Here is a 19,091-nt window from a genome sequence, read left to right as displayed (position 1 = left end):
GTTAGCTTTCGCCCATGATCGACAAGCTGGAATTCTTCATCGCGCTGGCCCGGGAAGAGCATTTCGGCCGGGCGGCAGAGCTGTGCGGCGTTACCCAGCCGACGCTTTCGGCCGGGATCAAGCAGCTGGAGGGCCAGCTAGGCGTGATGCTGGTGCTGCGCGGTTCGCGCTTCCAGGGGCTGACGCCTGAGGGAAAGCAGGTGCTGGTCTGGGCGCGCCGCATCGTCGGCGACACACGCACTATGAGAGAAGAGATGCGGGCAGCGCGCCACGGCCTTTCCGGCCGCATTCGCATCGCCGCCATTCCGACCGCACTGGCCATGGTGGCGCGGCTGACGACACCGTTTCGGGCAAAGCATCCGGGCGTCACGTTCTCGGTGCTGTCGCGGACCTCGATCGAGGTGCTGTCGCTACTCGGCAATTTCGACATCGACGCCGGCATCACCTATCTCGACAATGAACCACTCGGACGGGTGACCAGCGTGCCGCTCTATGATGAGCGCTACCAGCTGATCACCGCGGTCGGGAACCCCTATTCCGACCGCGACAAAGTGACATGGGCCGAGCTCAGCCAGTTGCCGCTGTGCCTGCTGACGCCGGACATGCAGAACCGCCGCATCATCGACCAGCATCTGGCCGAAGCCGGCGTGCAGGTGCGGCCAACGCTGGAATCCAATTCCATGATCGTGCTGTTTTCCCATATCCGCACCGGCAAATGGTCATCGATCATGCCGCTCAACCTTGCGGAAACATTCGGCTTTTCCGAGCCGATCCGAGCCATCCCGATCGTCGAGCCGGACGCCAGCCACACCGTCGGGCTGGTGGCGACACCGCGCGAGCCGCACACGCCACTGGTCTCGGCGCTGCTGGACGAGGCGATGGCGCTGGCGGACGATTTCCACACCCGACGTTGAGCTAGACAATGCTGGCTGGATGCCATCGATAGAAGATTTCTATCGAACAACGGAACAGCTTTATTGATTCCGCGGGTTTCCTCTGATTTTGTAAAGACTTAGCGATAAAAAGCTACCACCAGGGAGGGCGCTGCATGACGATGCAGCCTGCAAGTACCGAGATCGCGTCGCGCACGGCAGCGATCATCCAGGAGTTAAAGGACCTCGAAGGTCCACTGCTGCCGATCCTCCACGGGATCCAGGAAGAGTTCGGCCATGTGCCGCACGACGCGCTGCCGATCATCGCCGATGGGCTGAACCTGTCGCGGGCCGAAGTGCACGGCGTCGTCACCTTCTATCATGATTTCCGGGCCAAGCCGGCCGGACGGCATGTGCTCAAGCTCTGCCAGGCGGAGGCCTGCCAGTCGATGGGCTCGGATGCCGTCGCCGCCAAGATCAAGCAATTGCTGGGCATCGGTTTCCACGAGACCACCCGCGACGGGTCTGTGACGCTGGAGCCGGTCTATTGCCTTGGGCTTTGCGCCTGTTCGCCTTCGGCGATGCTGGACGGCGAGGTGATCGGGCGGATCGATGACGAGAAGATCGAAGAGATCGTCGCGGAGGTGCGCTCATGATCCCCCGCATCTATATCCCCGCAGACTCCGGCGCATTGGCGCTCGGCGCCGAGAAGGTTGCCACGGCTATACGGGCGGAACTGGCCGAACGCGGCATCGAGGCCAAGATCGTGCGCAATGGTTCGCGCGGCGCGTATTTCCTTGAGCCGATGGTCGAGGTGGCTACCGCCGAGGGCCGTGTCGCCTATGGGCCGGTGAAGCCTTCCGACGTCAAAAGCCTGTTCGACTGCGGCTTCCTCAAGGGTGGCCATCACAAGCGCTGGCTGGGCGCGCCCGACAAGATCCCGTTCCTGGCCAAGCAGACGCGCCTGACTTTTGCGCGCTGCGGCATCAACGACCCGGTGTCGCTGGACGCCTACAAATCGCTTGGCGGGCTGAAGGGCCTGCAGAATGCAGTGGCCATGGCGCCCGCCGACATCGTCAAACAGGTCACCGAATCCGGCCTGCGCGGCCGCGGCGGCGCCGGCTTCCCGACCGGCATCAAGTGGAAGACGGTGCTCGACACCGCTGGTGACCGCAAATACATCGTCTGTAACGCCGACGAGGGCGACAGCGCCACCTTCGCCGACCGCATGATCATGGAAGGCGACCCCTTCGTGCTCATCGAAGGCATGGCGATCGCCGGTATCGCCACCGGCGCGACCAAGGGTTTTGTCTACATCCGCTCGGAATATCCGCATGCGGTGGCGACGATGAACAAGGCTGTCGAGGTCGCCCGCAAGGCCGGCGTGCTCGGCGTCAATGTGCTTGGCTCGCCCAATGCCTTCGACATGGAAATCCGCGTCGGCGCCGGCGCCTATGTCTGCGGCGAGGAAACCTCGCTGTTGAACAGCCTGGAGGGCAAGCGCGGTGTCGTTCGCGCCAAGCCGCCGCTGCCGGCGATCCAAGGCCTGTTCGGCAAGCCGACGGTGATCAACAACGTCATCAGCCTGGCCTCCGTGCCCATCATCATGGACAGGGGTGCCGCCTTCTATAAGGATTACGGCATGGGCCGCTCGCGCGGCACCATCCCGATCCAGATTGCCGGCAACGTCAAGCAAGGTGGCCTGTTCGAGGCGGCCTTCGGCATGACGCTGGGCGAGATCGTCGATGATATCGGCGGCGGCACCGCGACCGGCCGGCCGGTGAAGGCGGTCCAGGTCGGCGGACCGCTCGGCGCCTACTTCCCGCGCAGCCTGTTCGATACGCCGTTCGACTATGAAGCCTTCGCCGCCAAGGATGGTCTGATCGGCCATGCCGGCATCACCGTCTTCGACGACACCGCCGACATGCTGAAGCAGGCGCGCTTCGCCATGGAGTTCTGCGCCATCGAAAGCTGCGGCAAATGCACGCCTTGCCGCATCGGTTCGACGCGCGGCGTCGAGACCATCGACAGGCTCGCGGCCGGCATCGAGCCGGAGAAGAACCTCGCGCTGGTCACCGACCTCTGCAACACGATGAAGTTCGGGTCGCTGTGCGCGCTGGGCGGCTTCACGCCTTACCCGGTGATGAGCTCGATCACGCACTTCCCCGAAGATTTCAAGCCCGCGCCGGCGCGCGTGGCTGCTGAATAGGAGCTGGCAGATGAACATCAAGGCCGACTTCCCGCCGCTCGTCGAAGAGATCGACTACGGAACCCCGCAATCGAATGCGGAAAGGCAGATCACGTTGACCGTCGACGGCCGCAGCATCAGCGTGCCGGAGGGCACGTCGATCATGCGCGCGGCGATGGAAGGCGGGGTCGAGATCCCCAAGCTCTGCGCCACCGACATGCTGGATTCGTTCGGCTCATGCCGTGTCTGCCTCGTCGAGATCGAAGGGCGCGGCGGCACGCCGGCGTCCTGCACGACGCCGGTTGGCGAAGGCATGGTGGTGCGCACGCAGTCCGATCGACTCGACGCCATTCGCCGCGGCGTCATGGAACTCTACGTATCCGACCATCCGACCGGCTGGAACGAGAAAGCCGGCACCGGCGCCAGCGAGTTCGACGCGGTGGCAAAGTCGGTGGGCCTGACCGAGAACCGCTTCGGCGTCGAGGGCCGTAACCACGTCAAGGAAAACGGCGTAGCGCCCGGCCATGGTTCGCTGGCCGTCGACTACATCGCCCGCGATGAGTCCAACCCCTATTTCACCTATGATCCCGCGCAATGCATCGTCTGCTCGCGCTGCGTGCGGGCCTGCGAGGAGGTGCAGGGCACCTTCGCGCTGACCATCGAGGGTCGCGGTTTCGAATCGCGCATGGTCGCCGGCATGCACGAGGATTTCATCGCCTCTGAATGCGTGTCCTGCGGCGCCTGCGTGCAGGCCTGTCCGACCGATGCGCTGCGCGAGAAAACGGTGCTTGAGAAGGGCATGCCGGAGCGCTCGGCCGTCACCACCTGCGCCTATTGCGGCGTCGGCTGCTCGTTCAAGGCCGAGGTGAAGGGCGACGAAGTCATCCGCATGATGCCGTACAAGGACGGCAAGGCGAACCACGGCCATTCCTGCGTGAAGGGTCGTTTCGCCTATGGCTACGCCACCCACAAGGACCGCATCCTGTCGCCGATGATCCGGGAAAAGGTCAGCGATCCCTGGCACGAAGTGAGCTGGGAAGAGGCTATCGCCCATACGGCCAAGGAATTCCGCCGTATCCAGTATCAGTACGGACGCACCGCTATCGGCGGCATCACCTCGTCGCGCTGCACGAACGAGGAAACCTATCTCGTCCAGAAGCTGGTGCGGCAAGGCTTCCGCAACAACAACGTCGATACCTGCGCGCGCGTCTGCCATTCGCCGACCGGCTACGGTCTCGGCCAGACCTATGGCACCTCGGCCGGCACGCAGGATTTCGACTCCGTCGATTACACCGACGTCGCCGTCATCATCGGCGCCAATCCCGCTTCCGCCCATCCGGTGTTCGCCTCGCGACTGAAGAAGCGGCTGCGCCAGGGCGCCAAGCTGATCGTGCTCGATCCGCGTCGCACCGAAATGGTCAAGTCAGCCCATATCGAGGCGGATTATCACCTGCCGCTGAAGCCCGGCACCAATGTGGCAGTGCTGACGTCGCTGGCGCATGTCATCGTCACCGAAGGTCTTTTCAACGAAGCCTTCATCCGCGAGCGCTGCGACTGGGTGGAGTTCCAGGATTGGGCTTCGTTTGTCGCCTTGCCGGAAAACAGCCCCGAAATCGTCGGCAAGCTGTCCGGCGTCGATCCCGAGTTGATCAGGGGTGCTGCGCGGATGTACGCCACCGGCGGCAACGGCGCGATCTATTATGGCCTGGGCGTGACGGAACACAGCCAGGGGTCGACCACGGTGATGGCGATCGCCAACCTCGCCATGGCCACCGGCAATATCGGCCGTCCCGGCGTTGGCGTGAACCCGCTGCGCGGCCAGAACAACGTGCAAGGCTCGTGCGACATGGGCTCCTTCCCGCACGAATTGCCCGGCTATCGTCACATCTCCGGCGAAGCCGTGCGCGACATCTATGAGAGCCTGTGGGGCGTGAAGCTGGACGACGAGCCCGGCCTGCGCATTCCCAACATGTTGGACGCCGCCGTCGACGGCACGTTCAAGGGCATCTACATCCAGGGCGAGGACATTCTTCAGTCAGATCCTGATACCAAGCATGTTGCCGCCGGCCTCGCAGCGATGGAATGCGTCGTCGTGCACGACCTCTTCCTCAACGAGACGGCGAACTACGCACATGTGTTCCTGCCGGGCTCGACCTTCCTGGAGAAGGACGGCACTTTCACCAACGCCGAGCGCCGCATCAACATGGTGCGCAAGGTTCTGGAGCCCAAGGCGCGCTACGCCGACTGGGAGGCGACGCAGGAGCTTGCGCGCGCGGTAGGGCTGGACTGGAATTATCAGCATCCCTCGGAGATCATGGACGAGGTCGCCAAGACGACGCCGAGCTTCGCCGGCGTCTCCTTCGAGCTGCTCGACCGTGTCGGATCTGTGCAATGGCCCTGCAATGAGAAGGCGCCGCTCGGCACTCCGATCATGCATGTCGATGGTTTCGTGCGCGGCAAGGGTAAGTTCATCCGCACAGAATATGTTGCTACGGACGAGCGGACCGGGCCGCGCTTCCCGCTGCTGCTGACCACCGGCCGGATCCTGTCGCAATACAATGTCGGCGCGCAGACCAGGCGCACCGACAACGTCATGTGGCACTCGGAGGACCGGCTGGAAATCCATCCGCACGATGCCGAGAACCGCGGCCTGCGCGATGGCGATTGGGTCCGGCTGACCAGCCGCTCGGGCGAGACGACGCTGCGTGCGCTGATCACCGACCGGGTGTCACCCGGCGTGGTCTACACGACGTTCCACCATCCGGACACGCAGGCCAACGTCATCACCACCGACTTCTCCGACTGGGCGACCAACTGCCCGGAATACAAGGTGACGGCGGTGCAGGTCGGCGCGTCCAACGGCCCGTCGGAATGGCAGCGCGACTATGACGAGCAGGCCAAGCAGAGCCGCCGCATCGCAAAGCTGGAAGCGGCGGAATAGGTCTTGGCCGCGCGCCGCAAAGCCACGACGCAAATCTCGCGCCTCGCACGCCGCGCCGGCGGCACCGCGGCGGCCAACCGCATGGTGCCGGAGGAGACGCCGGTGGCGTTCTCCTTTGCCGGCACCACACATGCGGTGATGATGGCGAGCCCCGCGGATTTCGAGGATTTTGCGCTCGGCTTCTCGCTGACCGAAGGCATTATCGCAGCGCCGGAAGAAATCGAGGCCATCGAGGTCGAGGATCATGGCGCCGGCATCGACATCCAGATTCGGCTCAAGGATCAGGCCAACACGCGCTTCGAGGCGCGGCGCAGGAGGCTGGCCGGACCGGTCGGCTGCGGCCTGTGCGGCATTGAATCGATCGAGGAGGCGATGCGCTCGGTCGATGCGGTCGGTGCGTCGAGACTTACGCTTGAGGCCGACGACATCGTTCGCTCGGTCAAGCTCTTGTCGAAGGTGCAGCCGCTGCACGCCGAGACCGGCGCGGTGCACGCCGCCGGCTTTTACATTCCCGGCAAGGGCATCGTCATGGCGCGCGAGGATGTCGGGCGTCACAATGCGCTGGACAAACTGGCCGGCGCGCTGGCCAAGGTCGGCATAGACGGCGCATCGGGTGCCGTCGTCGTCACGTCACGCGTTTCAGTCGAGATGGTGCAGAAGACGGCGGCGATCGGCTCTGCCTTCATCATCGCTGTCTCGGCGCCTACAGCCCTCGCCATTCGTACGGCCGAAGGCGCCGGCATGACGCTGGTGGCGCTGGTGCGCGGCGACGATTTCGATATTTTCACCCACCCCGACCGGGTGGTCTCCGGAGTTACACAGCATGTCGCATGACGAAGAGCACATCATGAGCACCAGCGAGAAGCTGGTGATCATGGCCAACCAGATCGCAGCCTTCTTCCACTCCAAGCCGCGCGAGGAAGGCATCGCCGGCATCGCCGAGCACATCAACAAGTTCTGGGAGCCGAGAATGCGGCGGCAACTGTTCGAGATGCTGAACAGTGGTGGTGAGGGCTTCAACGAACTGGTCGTGGCTGCTTCCGCCAAGATCAAGCGGCCCAAGACGCCAGAACAGGCCGATACGAGTATCGGTTACACTGGGCGCGAGCCCGCGCAGGCCGAGAGCGTCGCCCCGCAGAAATAGACCGACAACCGCCCTCCCGGTCGCCAAAGGTCGTATATTTCAGTCCCCTGAAGTTTGGCTGCCGCAAGCGGCGCGCCTCTGCTATGGTCGGCGATCAGAACGTCTGGCCGGGTGGAATGCACTCGTGAGGCCGATCGAAACCCGATACGCCCTGAGCGGCGATGTGCGGATCGCCTATCAGGTGATCGGCCAAGGCTCGTTCGATCTGGTGTTCGTGCCGGGTTTCATTTCCAATCTGGATCTGCACTGGGAAGACGAAGGCTATACCAGGCTGTTGAGGCGGCTATCGGCCTTCTCACGGCTGATCCTGTTCGACAAGCGCGGCACCGGCCTTTCCGACCGCGTCGATACCCATCATTTGCCCAGTCTCGAAACCCGCATGGACGATGTGCGCGCGGTGATGGATGCCGCCGGCAGCGGCCGGGCGGCGCTGCTTGGCGCTTCGGAAGGCGCGCCGATGGCGATGCTGTTCGCCGCCACCTATCCGCAGCGGACGCGGGCGCTGGCGCTTTACGGCGGCTATGCGCATTTCCACAAATGGGTGATGTCGCCGGAGCGCCTCGACGCTTTCATCGAGACAGCCGAGACCGCATGGGGCACCGGCGCCACGCTGCCGCATTTCGCTCCTGGCCGGGTCGACGATCCGCGTTTCGCCTTGTGGTGGGGGCGGTTCGAGCGGCTGTCTGCAAGCCCGACCGCGGCAGCCGCGCTGGCGCGCATGAATGCCGGGATCGACGTGCGCGGGATACTTTCGGCGATCAGCGCGCCGACCTTGCTGATCCATCGCCGCAACGATGCGCGGGTCGACCCCGATGCCAGCCGCTTCCTGGCCAAGAAAATCGCGAATGCGCAGCTGGTCGAGGTGCCCGGACGCGACCATCCGATCTGGACCGGCGATGTCGACCGGGTGGCCGACCTGATCGAGGAGTTCCTGACCGGCGCGCGCGCCGTGGCGGAGGTGGAACGCGTGCTTGCCACACTTGTGGCGACACGCATCTACGATACGGCGCGGATCGGCGACCGCATGTGGAGCGAACGCAGCCAGCGCTTCCAGGAAAGCTGGCGGCTGCTGGTTGGGCGCCATGGCGGCCGCTCGGCAGGCACGCAGGGCGAAATGATGATTTCGCGCTTCGACGGCCCGGCCCGCGCCATTCGCTGCGCGGCCGCACTGCGCGACGCGGCACAGGAAATCGGCATCGCCAGCGGGCAAGGCGTGCATGTCGGCGAGGTCGAATTGCGCGGGCCGCCGGTCGGGCTGACAGCCCGCGTGACGATGCAGCTTGCCGCCCATGCCGGACGCGGCGACATCCTCGCGTCGCGGCTGGTTGCCGATCTCGCAGCCGGCTCGGGCCTGCATTTCGCAGACGCCGGGCGCATCACGCTGGACGAACAGGACGAACCGTTGGCGCTGGTCCGAGCGACGTCCGAACAGCATCTGGAACCGGCTTGCCGCCCCAAGCCCAAACCGGCCGAACCGGCCGCGCTGACGGCGCGGGAAAGCGAGGTGGTGAGCCTGATCGCCGACGGCAAGAGCAATGCAGCGATCGCCGCCGAGCTCAGGCTCAGCGAACACACGGTCAAGCGTCACGTCGCCAACATACTGCTCAAACTGGATCTGCCGTCGCGAGCAGCCGCGGCGGCGTTTTCAGCCAGGCACACTGGCCCGGACGGGCCATAGGAGCCATGGCGCTTTCGGGCGAAGCGGCCAAGGTAGCGTAAGCGCTATCAATTCTTCCCATGCAGGCCAGGCGGATGTCGCCAGGAAAGGCGCTGCGAACGGAGGAGGAAATGTTGAAGTCGAACCGGACACTCATATCGCTGGCAATGGCGGCGAGCGTCGGCGCGCTCTTTGCCATGGCACCTGCCAAGGCGGAGGACGCTTCGGCGACGGCCGCCTACAAGGACATTCAGGCCACGCTCGGCTCGGTGCCGGATATGTTCAAGACCTTGCCGGACGTCGCGGTCGCCGGCGCCTGGGCTGAGATCAAGGGCGTGCAGCTCAATCCGAACACGGCGCTCGACGGGAAGACCAAGGAACTGATGGGCCTCGCCGTCGCCTCGCAGATCCCGTGCCAGTACTGCATCTATTTCCACACGCAGGCAGCCAAGCTCAACGGCGCCAGCGACGAGGAGATCAAGGAAGCCGTGGCAATGGCGGCGATCGTTCGCCACTGGTCGACGATGCTCAATGGCAGCCAGGTCGACCTCGCTACCTTCAAGAAGCAGACCGACGATGTGTTCGCGGCCGTCAAGGCCAAGTCGCAGTGAAGAAACCTCTGCCCGTCGATGAGCGCCGGGCAGCGCTTCTGATGATCAACCGCCCGATCGGGAAGACGGGCACATGGAGGATAAAATGCTGACGAAGACTCAAGTCGTGGACGGCGCGGCGATCAAGAAAGCAATCGAAGGCCGTGATGGAAAGCTGATGTCAAGCTTCTATACCGATGACGCGCTGGTGCGCGTGTTCGACCGCAACAACCCGCCGAGCAAGCCGCGTGAAATCCGCGGGCGGGCGGCGATCAGCACGTTCTGGGATGACATCTGCAGCCGGGCGATGACCCACAAGGTCGACACCACCATCGCCGATGGCAACAACCTCGCCTTCACCCAGGCCTGCTCCTATCCGGACGGCACCAAGGTGTTCTGCGCGGCGATGCTGGAATTGAAGAACGGGCTGATCGCACGGCAGACCGTCGTGCAGGCCTGGGACGAGTAGGTCAACCGCGTAGATCAACGGCGGATTGCGCCGCAAACCCGGAGGAGAAGAAGATGTTCAGCGCCAGATGGCAGATCGACGCCAAGTTCGGGCACAAGCAGACCGTGCTTGAGCTGTTGAAGAAATGGGAACGCGAGATCGGCTCGCAGGTCGGCATCGCCGACCTGAAGTTCCAGATCATGACCGGATCGATCGGCGCGCGGGAAGCGACGGTCGAGTCGCATCACGAGGTCGAAAGCCTGGCCCAGCTGGAGGCGTTCTTCGCCAAGATCGGCAAGATCGACGCGCACGCCAAATGGGGCAAGGAGATCGAGCCTTATGTGGTCTCGGGCACCAGCCTGTGGAACATCTATCGCATCGTCGAGTAGCAGCTCCACAGGTGCCGCAACTTTCGGCCGTCAGCTTCGACGGCCGAAGCTTGTCCGCGGCCCCGCGTAGCGCTCTTGCCTGGCCTGTTCGGCGGCCGCCATGCGCCCCGCCGGAGCGCCCTGGCCGGGCATGGCGCCCTGTCTGGCCAAGGCCGCTGCTATCATGGCATCGGCCTTGCGGGCGCGTTCGGCGTCGCCGGCTGCATCGTCGGCAAAGTTCGCGGTCGTTGCGCTGACTCGCGCTGGCCTGCTGCCACGGAAAGCGATGAACAGCAACAGCGCGCCGAGCAGCCCGGCGCCGATGACTATCGTGAGACGCGTGCCGGTCATGCCGGTGGGCTCGATCTGGGTCGGTTTGGCAGGGTTCTGGACGACGGTGAGCGTGTCGCCTACCTGCGGTTCACGGTCGCCATTCTTGTTCAGATCCATCGTCGCTTCGACGGCATCGGCGCCGGTGCCGACGCGCAAGGTGCCGGTGAATTTCTGGCTCACCTTCCACTCTTTGTCCGCGTGGACTGTCTTGAACGCATCAACCAACTCGCATGGGATCGTCGCGGTGCTCACGGTCTTGTAGACGATCCTGTGCGCGGTCGATTCCATGTTGCATTCGACGTTGACCGCCAGGATTTCGGCCGGCGCCTGCGGCCAGCCGCTTTTCTTGATGACGTCATTGCCGCCGAAGACGGCGATCAGCACGCAGAAGCCGCCGATTAGTGTCAACTTGATCTTGGCCGTATTCATGCGCGAACCCCCTCGCCGCCGGTTTGCCGACACGAAGGCTGCTCGCCCAGGTTGAATATTCAGTAAATTGTGATCTGCTGCGGGGCCGCGAAAGTTGAATTCGCTTAGCGGATCGATAACCGCAAGACGAATACTTTAACGATAGCCTCCGCGCGATGTCTTTGCTTCGATCGCCGCCCGGCCCTTCGAAGAGACAATCTCCAACGCCTCCCCGCGCTTCGCTATGGCTCCGGGCGTTCGTCGCTCGAAAAGCCCATTTGAGGGCTTTTCGTCCGCTGCGCGGACCGCTCCTCACCCATGCGCAACCATCACGTGGCGCACGGCGGTGTAATCCTCCAGCGCATAGAGCGACATGTCCTTGCCGTAGCCGGACTGTTTTAGCCCGCCATGCGGCATCTCGTTGGTCAGCATGAAGTGGGTGTTGATCCAGGTGCAGCCGTACTGAAGACGTGCGGCGGTCGCCATAGCGCGCGAGACATCCTTGGTCCACACCGACGATGCCAGGCCGTAGTCGCTGTCATTGGCCCAGTTGACCGCCTCGTCGACTTCGGTGAAACGGGTGACCGAGACGACCGGCCCGAACACCTCGCGGCGAACGATCTCGTCTTCCTGCAGCGCGCCAGCAACGACAGTCGGCTGGTAGTAGAAGCCGGAGCCCTCGCCCGGCTTGCCGCCGGTGGTGATCTCGATGTGTTTGAGCTCCGAAGCACGCTCGACGAAGCTCGAGACGCGGTCGCGCTGGCGACGCGAGATCAACGGTCCGATCTCGTTCTCGGTGTCGTCGGGGCGGTTGTACTTGATGGTCGAGACGGCCGAAGAGAGGTCGGCGACCAGCTTGTCGTAGATCTTCTTGCCGGCATAGATGCGGCAGGCGGCGGTGCAGTCCTGGCCGGCATTGTAGTAGCCGAAGGCGCGCAGGCCGTTGACCACGGCGCCGAGGTCGGCGTCGTCGAAGACGATGACTGGCGCCTTGCCGCCGAGTTCCAGATGCGTACGCTTGACCGACTTGGCGGCGGCCTGCAGCACCTTTTTGCCGGTGGCGACATCACCGGTGATCGAGATCATGTTGACCTTGGGGTGGTTGATCAGCGTGTTGCCGACGCTGTCGCCGCGGCCAAGCACGACATTGACGACGCCTTCCGGCAGGATTTCGGCCAGGATCTTCGCCAGCTTCAGCGCCGTCAGCGGCGTCTGCTCCGACGGCTTGAAGACGACGGTGTTGCCGCCGGCAATCGCCGGCGCCAGCTTCCACGCCATCATCATCAGCGGATAGTTCCACGGCGCGATGGAGGCGACGATGCCGATGGCATCGCGGCGGACCATCGAGGTGTGACCCGGAATATACTCGCCGGCGACCACGCCCGGCATGGAGCGCACTGCGCCGGCAAAGAAGCGATAGCAGTCGACGATCGCCGGAATCTCGTCATTGAGCACGGCATTGATCGGCTTGCCGCAGTTGAGCGCCTCGAGTGCCGCGAACTCCTTCGCGTCGGCCTCGATGCGATCGGCGATTTTCAGGAGATAGCCGGAGCGCTGTGCCGGCGTGGTGCGCGACCACAAGACGAACGCTCGTTCGGCGGCAGTGACCGCCGCCTCGATCTGCGCCTGGCTGGCTTCAGGCAGGTTGAGGATGGTCGCCCCGGTCTTCGGATTGAGGATCGGCTCCTCGGTCTCGGTGCCCTTCTCGAACTTCGAGCCGATCAGCATCTGGGTGTCCATGTCGTTCTCCTTAATCAGGAGCGAGTAGCGAATAGCGAATAGCGAATAGGGTTTGACCGCCGATCTTTCCCTATTCGCTATTGGCTACTCCCTATTCGCTGTTTCATTTTCCACTGCCGGCGATCTGGTCGCCGTCGCGGGTCAGGTAATAGGCAAGCAGGATGGGCAGCAGCGTCACCAGCACGACGACCATGGCCACGACATTGGTGACCGGGCGCTGGCGCGGACGGATCAGTTCCTCCAGCATCCAGATCGGCAGCGTCTGCTGCTGGCCGGCGGTGAAGGTGGTGACGATGACCTCGTCGAAGGACAGAGCGAAAGCCAGCATGCCGCCGGCAAGCAGAGCGGTGGCGATGTTGGGCAGCACGACATGGCGAAAGGTCTGGAAGCCGTCGGCGCCGAGATCCATCGAGGCCTCGATCATCGAGCCGGAGGTGCGGCGGAAACGGGCGACGGCGTTGTTGTAGACGACGACGACGCAGAAGGTGGCGTGGCCGAGCACGATCGTCCAGAACGAGAACGGGATGTCGGCCAGCGAAAACGCCGAGCGCAAGGCGATGCCGGTGATGATGCCGGGCAGCGCGATCGGCAGGATGACCAGCAGCGAGATGGTTTCGCGGCCGAAGAATTTTGTCCTGGAAACCGCCGCCGAGCAGAGCGTGCCGAGGATCAGCGCAATGGCCGTCGAGATCGCCGCGACTCGCACCGACAGCGACAGCGCCTGCCAGACATCGGGCCGGTTCCAGGTGACGGCGAACCATTGCGTCGTCAGGCCGGGTGGCGGCCAGACAAAACTCTTCTCCTCGGTGGTGAAGGCGTAGACGAAGATCAGCAGGATCGGCAGATGCAGGAACAGCAAGCCGCAAGCGGCTGATATCTTCAGGCCGAGGGGCGCCGACTGCGAGCCATCAGAGCGCATCGAAGGCCCCCATGCGCTTGGCGCCCCAGAGGTAGAAACCCATGATGACGATGGGCACAACGGTGAAGGCGGCGGCGAGCGGGATGTTGCCGGCGGTGCCTTGCTGCGAATAGACGGCCTGGCCGATGAACAGGCGCGAGGTGCCGATGATCTGCGGGATGATGTAGTCGCCGAGTGTCAGCGAGAACGTGAAGATCGAGCCGGCGACGATGCCCGGCAGCGCCAGCGGGAACAGCACGTTGCGAAAGGTCTGCCCGGGTGAGGCGCCGAGATCGGACGAGGCTTCGACCAGATTGCCGGGCACCCGCTCGAGTGCTGCCTGCACCGGCAGGATCATGAACGGCAGCCAGACATAGACGAAGACGATGAAGGTGCCGGTGGCGGAGACCGACAGCGAATTGCCGCCGACAACCGGCAGCGACAGCCAGCCATCGAGCAGCCACAGAAGATGCAATTTGGCGAGCAGCCAGGTCAGGATGCCTTCCTTGGCGAGGATCAGCTTCCAGGCGTAGATCTTGACCAGATAGCTCGACCATAGCGGCAGCATGATGCCGAGATAGAACAGCGCCTTCCAGCGGCCGCGCGCATAGCGCGCTGCGTAGTAGGCGATGGGGAAAGCGACGATCGCGGAGGCTATCGTGACGAGAGCCGCCATCGTCACCGTGCGCAGGATAATGTCGAGATTGGCCGCCTGGAACAGGTCGCCATAGGTTTTCAGCGTGAACTCGCGGTTGATCAGACCCGAGAATTCGTCGATCGAGAAAAAGCTCTGCGCCAGCAGCGCAAACAGCGAGCCGATATAGACGATGCCGAGCCACAGCACCGGCGGCAGCAGCATGAGTAACAGCAGGACCTTTGGCTTGCGCCAGAACAGGTCCGACAATGCGCCGCGCAGGCCACCGCTTCCCGGCAGGATCGCGGGAGCATCGGCGCGCGGCATGGCGGCGTCGAGGCTCATGCCGGCTCGTCCATGATGTGCAAATGTTCGCGGTTGAAGGTGAGCACCACCGCCTCGCCTTCTGCCGGCAAGGCGGTGCCGGCCGGCACGATGGCATGCAGCTTCAGCCCGTCGGCATCGAGCGCCAGTTTGGTTGTGGCGCCGAGATAGTTAGTGGAGACGAGGCGGGCGGCAACACCGTCGCCTTTCGCGGCACGGCCGACGCGAATGGATTCAGGCCGCAAACTGCCCCAGCGATGCTGACCGGCATAACGCTGGACGAAATCCGGCGGCAGGACATTGGAGGAGCCGACGAAATCGGCGACGAAGCGGGTTTTCGGCCGCTGGTAGATATCCTCCGGCGTGCCGATCTGCATGATCTTGCCGTCGTTGAAGACGGCGACGCGGTCGGCCATGGACAGCGCCTCGCCCTGGTCATGGGTGACGAAAATGAAGGTGATGCCGAGCGCCTTCTGCAGCGACTTCAATTCTTCCTGCATGTTCTCGCGCAGTTTGAGGTCGAGCGCGCCGAGCGGCTCGTCGAGCAGCAGCACCTTGGGCTGGTTGACCAGCGCACGCGCCAGCGCGATGCGCTGGCGCTGGCCGCCGGAAAGCTGGCCGGGGCGACGGCCGCCATAACCGGGAAGCCGCACCAGTGACAGCGCCTCTTCAGCCGCCTTCTGCCGCTCCGGCTTGCCGACGCCCTTGACCATCAGCCCGTAGGCGACGTTGTCGAGCACGTTCAGGTGCGGGAACAGCGCATAGTCCTGGAACACGGTGTTGACGTTGCGGCGGTAGGGCGGGACCCCCTCGGCCCGTTCGCCGAAGATCGAGATCGAGCCCGATGTCGGCTGCTCGAAACCGGCGATCAGACGCAAGCAGGTCGTCTTGCCGGAGCCCGAGGGACCAAGCATGGCGAAGAACTCACCCGGCACGATATCGAGATCGACCGCATCGACAGCGCGCACGCTGCCGAAATGGCGGGAGACCTTTTGGAAGGAAACGGCAGAGGTCATGGGCTGTCAATCTGTTGCCGGTTTAGCTTTGTTGAATCGCTCACGCCCCCGACCGGGATGACGGATTGGCGCAGCATTTCACCTCCCTCAAATGGGGGAGGTTGCGGCGAAGCCGCGGGTGGGGGTGATCCGGCATGACCTGCCGAGCAGCCCCCACCTCGCAGACACCACCCCAACGGTACGCGTCGACCCTCCCCGCAAGGGGAAGGGCAATGGGAGAAATCAGCGCCCGCCGATGACGCCGATATAGTCCGACACCCAGCGGTAGTACGGCACGCACTGGTTGTTCTGGCTGGCGCATTTCGACACCGGCGTCTTCCAGAACTTGATCTTGTCGAAATTGTCGTAGCCGTTGGTCTTGCAACCTTCGTCGGTCAAAAGCTCGTTGCCCTTGCAGGCGGCGGGCACCACCGGCAGCGAACCGAACCAGGCGGAGACATCGCCCTGCACCTTTGGCGACAGCGAATGCTCCAGCCACATATAGGCGCAGTTCGGGTTGGCCGCGTCGGCCTCCATCATCGTGGTATCGGCCCAACCGGTGACGCCTTCTTCCGGCACGGTCGAGGCGACGGGCTTCTTGGCGGCAACCAGCGTGTTGACCTGGTAAGGCCATGAACCGGAGGCGACGACGCCTTCGTTCTGGAAATCATCGACCTGGATGGCGGCGTCATGCCAATAGCGGCCGACCAGCGTGCGCTGGACGCGCAGCAATTCGAGCGCCGCCTTGTACTGGTCTTCGGTCAGTTCGTAGGGATCCTTGATGCCGAGTTCCGGCTTGTGGAACATCAGATAGTTGGCGGCGTCGGCAATGTGGATCGCGCCGTCATAGGCCTGGACACGGCCCTTGTTCGACTTGCCGTCGGGCAGGTTCATTTCCTCGAAGACGACGTTCCAGCTCTTCGGTGCTTCCTTGAACACGTCGGTGTTGTACATCAGCACATTCGGCCCCCACTGATAGGGAACGCCGTAGTGTACCTTGTCGACCGTGAACCAGGGCGCATCCTTCAGTCGGTCGTCGACCGTCTTCCAGCTCGGGATGAGATCGGTGTTGATCGGCTGGACGCGCTTGCCGGCGACGAGGCGCAGCGACGCATCGCCCGAGGCGGTGACGAGGTCAAAACCACCCTCGTTCATCAGCGAGACCATCTCGTCGGAGGTGTTGGCGGTCTTGACATTGACCTTGCAGCCAGTGTCCTTCTCGAATGAGGAGACCCAGTCATAGCCCTTGTCGGTTTCGCCGCGCTCGATGTAGCCGGGCCAGGCGACAATGTTGACCTGGCCTTCGCCCTTGCCGAGTTCCTTGACCTGGGCGACAGCCTGGCCGCAGAAGGTCAGCGCAACCGTCAATGCAGTGCATGACTTGAGGAATGAATTCATCATCGATCTCCCATTTTGGCGCCTGACCCGAAGCCGGTTTCGGTCTTCGCTAGGGTCACGCGCGGACTGAAAAAGTCAGCTCGTCCGATGGACGCATGCCGCTCTGACGGCGGTTTTGGTTCCTGACAGACAAAGTGCTGTGAAACTGCCGGTTTCGCAAATTCATTTATCAGAAGGGCGATATCGGTTTTTCCGATATATCAGCGCCCAACCTTGTCGGGCCGCTGGCGGACCATGCGCTGCGACTGGGCAAGGCCGATGAAGTCGCGCGCCGCCTGCGGCAGGCCGGAGCCGCGCCGCCAGACCATGCCGACCTGCACCACCGGCAGGGAGCCGGAAATATCGCGCGATTCAATGCGGTCGCCTTCCAGCGACCATGGCCGGTAGACGAGATCCGGCAGCAGCGCCACGCCGGCGCCGGTGGCGACAAGGCTGCGCACCGCCTCGACCGAACGGGTGCGAAAAGCGACATGCGGCTTGGCGCCGATCGCCGCCAGCAGCTTGCCGGTGTTTTCCTCGATTTCGTCGACGGTCAGCATGATCAGCGGCTCGCCGGCAATGTCGCCGATGCCGATAATGTCGGCGCTGGCCAGCGGATGGCCGAGCGGCAGCCACAGCCGGTAGGCCGAGACTTCGAGGATTTCCGATTGCAGCGCGGTGCGGTCGCGCAGGTTCGAGGTGACCATGACGGCGATATCGAGCTTGCCGCCGATCAGCAGATGTTCGAGGTAGTCGCCATTGTCCTCGATGGCCGAAACCTCGACGCCCGGATAGGCGCGGCGGTAGCGGGCGAGCAGGTCGGACAGCACATAGCCGGCAACCAGCGAGGTTACGCCGAGCTGCAGCCGGCCGCCCGCCACCATCTGGTCGCCGGAGAAGGAGCGACGCGCATCGGAAACGTCGGCGAGGATCTTGGTCGCGTGGCGCAGGAACTGATGACCCTTGTGGGTTATGTTGAGGCCGCGCGGGTGGCGCTCGAACAGTTCGACGCCGAGATCGCTTTCAAGCTCCTTGATCGCCTCGGTGACCGACGATTGCGAGATCGACAGGTTCTGCGCGGCGCCCGACACCGTGCCCTGCTCGGCGACGGCGATGAAGAACTGCAACTGGCGGATGGTGAAAGCCATGGCCGGACTAAACACGGCTAAGGCGACGCTGGGAAGTGGGGCGATCAGAAGGGCGTCGGCGCCCAATCGCCAACTTTCGCAGATCAGGGGCCGGTTTCGCCACCAGCGATGCTGAGCCGCGCGCCGGCTTGTGCGAGAGCCGCAGCGATGTCGCGCGGCGGCGGCCTGTCGGTCGCGAGTTCGGAAAAGTCGTCGAAGCCGCAAACCTGGACCAGACCCTGGCGGCCGAATTTTGTGTGGTCGGTGACGACCAGCGAGCGCTGGCCGCGCGACAGCACCATGCGGGCGAACTCCGCCTCTTCCAGATCATAGTCCATGACGCCGGTGACGGCATCGACGGCACCGGTGGAGATCACCGCATGGTTGACGGAAAAGCGGCTGACGAATTCGATGGCCGAGACTCCGAAAGCAGCACCTGAATCGCTGCGCAATTCGCCGCCGGCCATGTAGACCTTGTTGCCGTTGACGGTGGCCAAAGTGCGGGCGATGTCGGACGAATTGGTGACGACCGTCAGCCGCCGGTGGCCGAGCAGTTCGCGGGCGAGGAAAGACGTCGTCGTGCCGGTGTCGAGCATGATCGATTCGCCGTCGCGGATGGTGGCGGCGACCATGCGAGCGATCATGCGCTTGGCGTCCGCATTGTCGCGCATGCGCCGCTCGAACGGTGCCTCACCGGCCATCGAGGGCAGGCCGATGGCGCCATGCATCTTCAGGATCGAGCCATCGCCCGTTAGCGGCTTGACGTCGCGGCGCACGGTTTCCAGCGACACACCCAGCCGATCGGCCAGGCTGGCGATGCTGATTGTGCCTTCCTCCTTGAGGAGGCGCAGGATTTCGCCATGCCGCTTCGAATGGATCATGTGGCCTTTCCGGTTTTTGCCCTTTTGACCGATTCTAAGGTAATTCAAACTGTTTTAAAGCAATTGCTTGTGCTTTCGGGCAAAACACCCAAAAAAAGTCACAACTTTTTATTGACAGCCGGACAACACTGACGTGAGATCAAGGCGTGACAGGCTCGGAACTGCC

Annotated in this window: 18 protein-coding genes; 10 read left to right on the top strand and 8 right to left on the bottom strand. The window is 63.7% G+C overall.

What is annotated here, in order from left to right; translation table 11 throughout:
• Positions 1-14 precede the first annotated feature (14 nt).
• The 10 genes from AC1DVW_RS07600 to AC1DVW_RS07555 all read left to right on the top strand — a co-directional run bounded on the left by AC1DVW_RS07600 (position 15) and on the right by AC1DVW_RS07555 (position 10,229).
• Positions 15-914, top strand: coding sequence for a LysR family transcriptional regulator (locus tag AC1DVW_RS07600; protein ID WP_477241378.1), 900 nt, complete (start codon positions 15-17; stop codon positions 912-914).
• Between the two features lie 134 nt (positions 915-1,048).
• Positions 1,049-1,528: a formate dehydrogenase subunit gamma gene (locus AC1DVW_RS07595; RefSeq protein WP_477275597.1), complete on the top strand. Its 480-nt coding sequence runs from the start codon at positions 1,049-1,051 to the stop codon at positions 1,526-1,528.
• Positions 1,525-3,081, top strand: a complete 1,557-nt coding sequence (locus AC1DVW_RS07590; RefSeq protein WP_477322199.1) for a formate dehydrogenase beta subunit — start codon at positions 1,525-1,527, stop codon at positions 3,079-3,081. The genes AC1DVW_RS07595 and AC1DVW_RS07590 overlap by 4 nt, the downstream gene beginning before the upstream one ends.
• A 10-nt stretch (positions 3,082-3,091) precedes the next feature.
• On the top strand, positions 3,092-6,001 hold the full coding sequence (gene fdhF / locus AC1DVW_RS07585) for a formate dehydrogenase subunit alpha (RefSeq protein ID WP_477322197.1): 2,910 nt from the start codon (positions 3,092-3,094) through the stop codon (positions 5,999-6,001).
• A 3-nt stretch (positions 6,002-6,004) separates the two neighbouring features.
• Complete coding sequence (gene fdhD / locus AC1DVW_RS07580) at positions 6,005-6,835, top strand: formate dehydrogenase accessory sulfurtransferase FdhD (RefSeq protein ID WP_477241369.1); 831 nt, start codon at positions 6,005-6,007, stop codon at positions 6,833-6,835.
• Positions 6,825-7,145 (top strand): formate dehydrogenase subunit delta, encoded by a 321-nt coding sequence (locus tag AC1DVW_RS07575; protein ID WP_477241367.1) that lies wholly within the window; start codon positions 6,825-6,827, stop codon positions 7,143-7,145. The genes fdhD and AC1DVW_RS07575 overlap by 11 nt, the downstream gene beginning before the upstream one ends.
• Positions 7,146-7,269: 124 nt before the next feature.
• Complete coding sequence (locus AC1DVW_RS07570) at positions 7,270-8,823, top strand: alpha/beta fold hydrolase (protein WP_477241365.1); 1,554 nt, start codon at positions 7,270-7,272, stop codon at positions 8,821-8,823.
• A 110-nt stretch (positions 8,824-8,933) separates the two neighbouring features.
• Positions 8,934-9,413, top strand: a complete 480-nt coding sequence (locus tag AC1DVW_RS07565; protein WP_477322195.1) for a carboxymuconolactone decarboxylase family protein — start codon at positions 8,934-8,936, stop codon at positions 9,411-9,413.
• 85 nt (positions 9,414-9,498) lie between these two features.
• A complete protein-coding gene (locus AC1DVW_RS07560) occupies positions 9,499-9,861 on the top strand; it encodes a nuclear transport factor 2 family protein (RefSeq protein ID WP_477322193.1) in 363 nt (120 codons plus the stop codon).
• Between the two features lie 53 nt (positions 9,862-9,914).
• On the top strand, positions 9,915-10,229 hold the full coding sequence (locus AC1DVW_RS07555) for a hypothetical protein (protein WP_477241359.1): 315 nt from the start codon (positions 9,915-9,917) through the stop codon (positions 10,227-10,229).
• Between the two features lie 30 nt (positions 10,230-10,259).
• Here the strand turns inward: AC1DVW_RS07555 and AC1DVW_RS07550 are convergent, their stop codons facing one another.
• The 8 genes from AC1DVW_RS07550 to AC1DVW_RS07515 form a co-directional block, all read right to left on the bottom strand.
• A complete protein-coding gene (locus AC1DVW_RS07550; RefSeq protein WP_477241357.1) occupies positions 10,260-10,970 on the bottom strand; it encodes a hypothetical protein in 711 nt (236 codons plus the stop codon).
• A 291-nt stretch (positions 10,971-11,261) separates the two neighbouring features.
• Positions 11,262-12,689 carry a gamma-aminobutyraldehyde dehydrogenase gene (locus tag AC1DVW_RS07545; RefSeq protein WP_477322191.1) on the bottom strand — a complete coding sequence of 476 codons (1,428 nt, stop codon included), beginning with the start codon at positions 12,687-12,689 and terminating at the stop codon, positions 11,262-11,264.
• A gap of 103 nt (positions 12,690-12,792) precedes the next feature.
• A complete protein-coding gene (locus tag AC1DVW_RS07540; RefSeq protein ID WP_477241353.1) occupies positions 12,793-13,608 on the bottom strand; it encodes an ABC transporter permease in 816 nt (271 codons plus the stop codon).
• Positions 13,598-14,566, bottom strand: coding sequence for an ABC transporter permease (locus tag AC1DVW_RS07535; RefSeq protein WP_477322189.1), 969 nt, complete (start codon positions 14,564-14,566; stop codon positions 13,598-13,600). The genes AC1DVW_RS07540 and AC1DVW_RS07535 overlap by 11 nt, the downstream gene beginning before the upstream one ends.
• Positions 14,563-15,561, bottom strand: coding sequence for an ABC transporter ATP-binding protein (locus tag AC1DVW_RS07530; protein ID WP_477322188.1), 999 nt, complete (start codon positions 15,559-15,561; stop codon positions 14,563-14,565). Before AC1DVW_RS07530 ends, AC1DVW_RS07535 begins: the two co-directional genes overlap by 4 nt.
• Before the next feature lie 222 nt (positions 15,562-15,783).
• Entirely contained in the window at positions 15,784-16,938 is a 1,155-nt protein-coding gene (locus tag AC1DVW_RS07525) for an ABC transporter substrate-binding protein (RefSeq protein WP_477322186.1), read from the bottom strand.
• 200 nt (positions 16,939-17,138) lie between these two features.
• Positions 17,139-18,065: a LysR family transcriptional regulator gene (locus AC1DVW_RS07520; protein ID WP_477241345.1), complete on the bottom strand. Its 927-nt coding sequence runs from the start codon at positions 18,063-18,065 to the stop codon at positions 17,139-17,141.
• A gap of 83 nt (positions 18,066-18,148) precedes the next feature.
• The gene (locus AC1DVW_RS07515) at positions 18,149-18,925 is read right to left on the bottom strand and encodes a DeoR/GlpR family DNA-binding transcription regulator (RefSeq protein ID WP_477322184.1); all 777 of its coding nucleotides are present in this window, start codon (positions 18,923-18,925) and stop codon (positions 18,149-18,151) included.
• Positions 18,926-19,091 lie beyond the last annotated feature (166 nt).

The sequence above is a fragment of the Mesorhizobium sp. P3_B5 genome, assembly GCF_056402815.1.
This window is presented reverse-complemented; position numbering and strand designations above follow the sequence as displayed.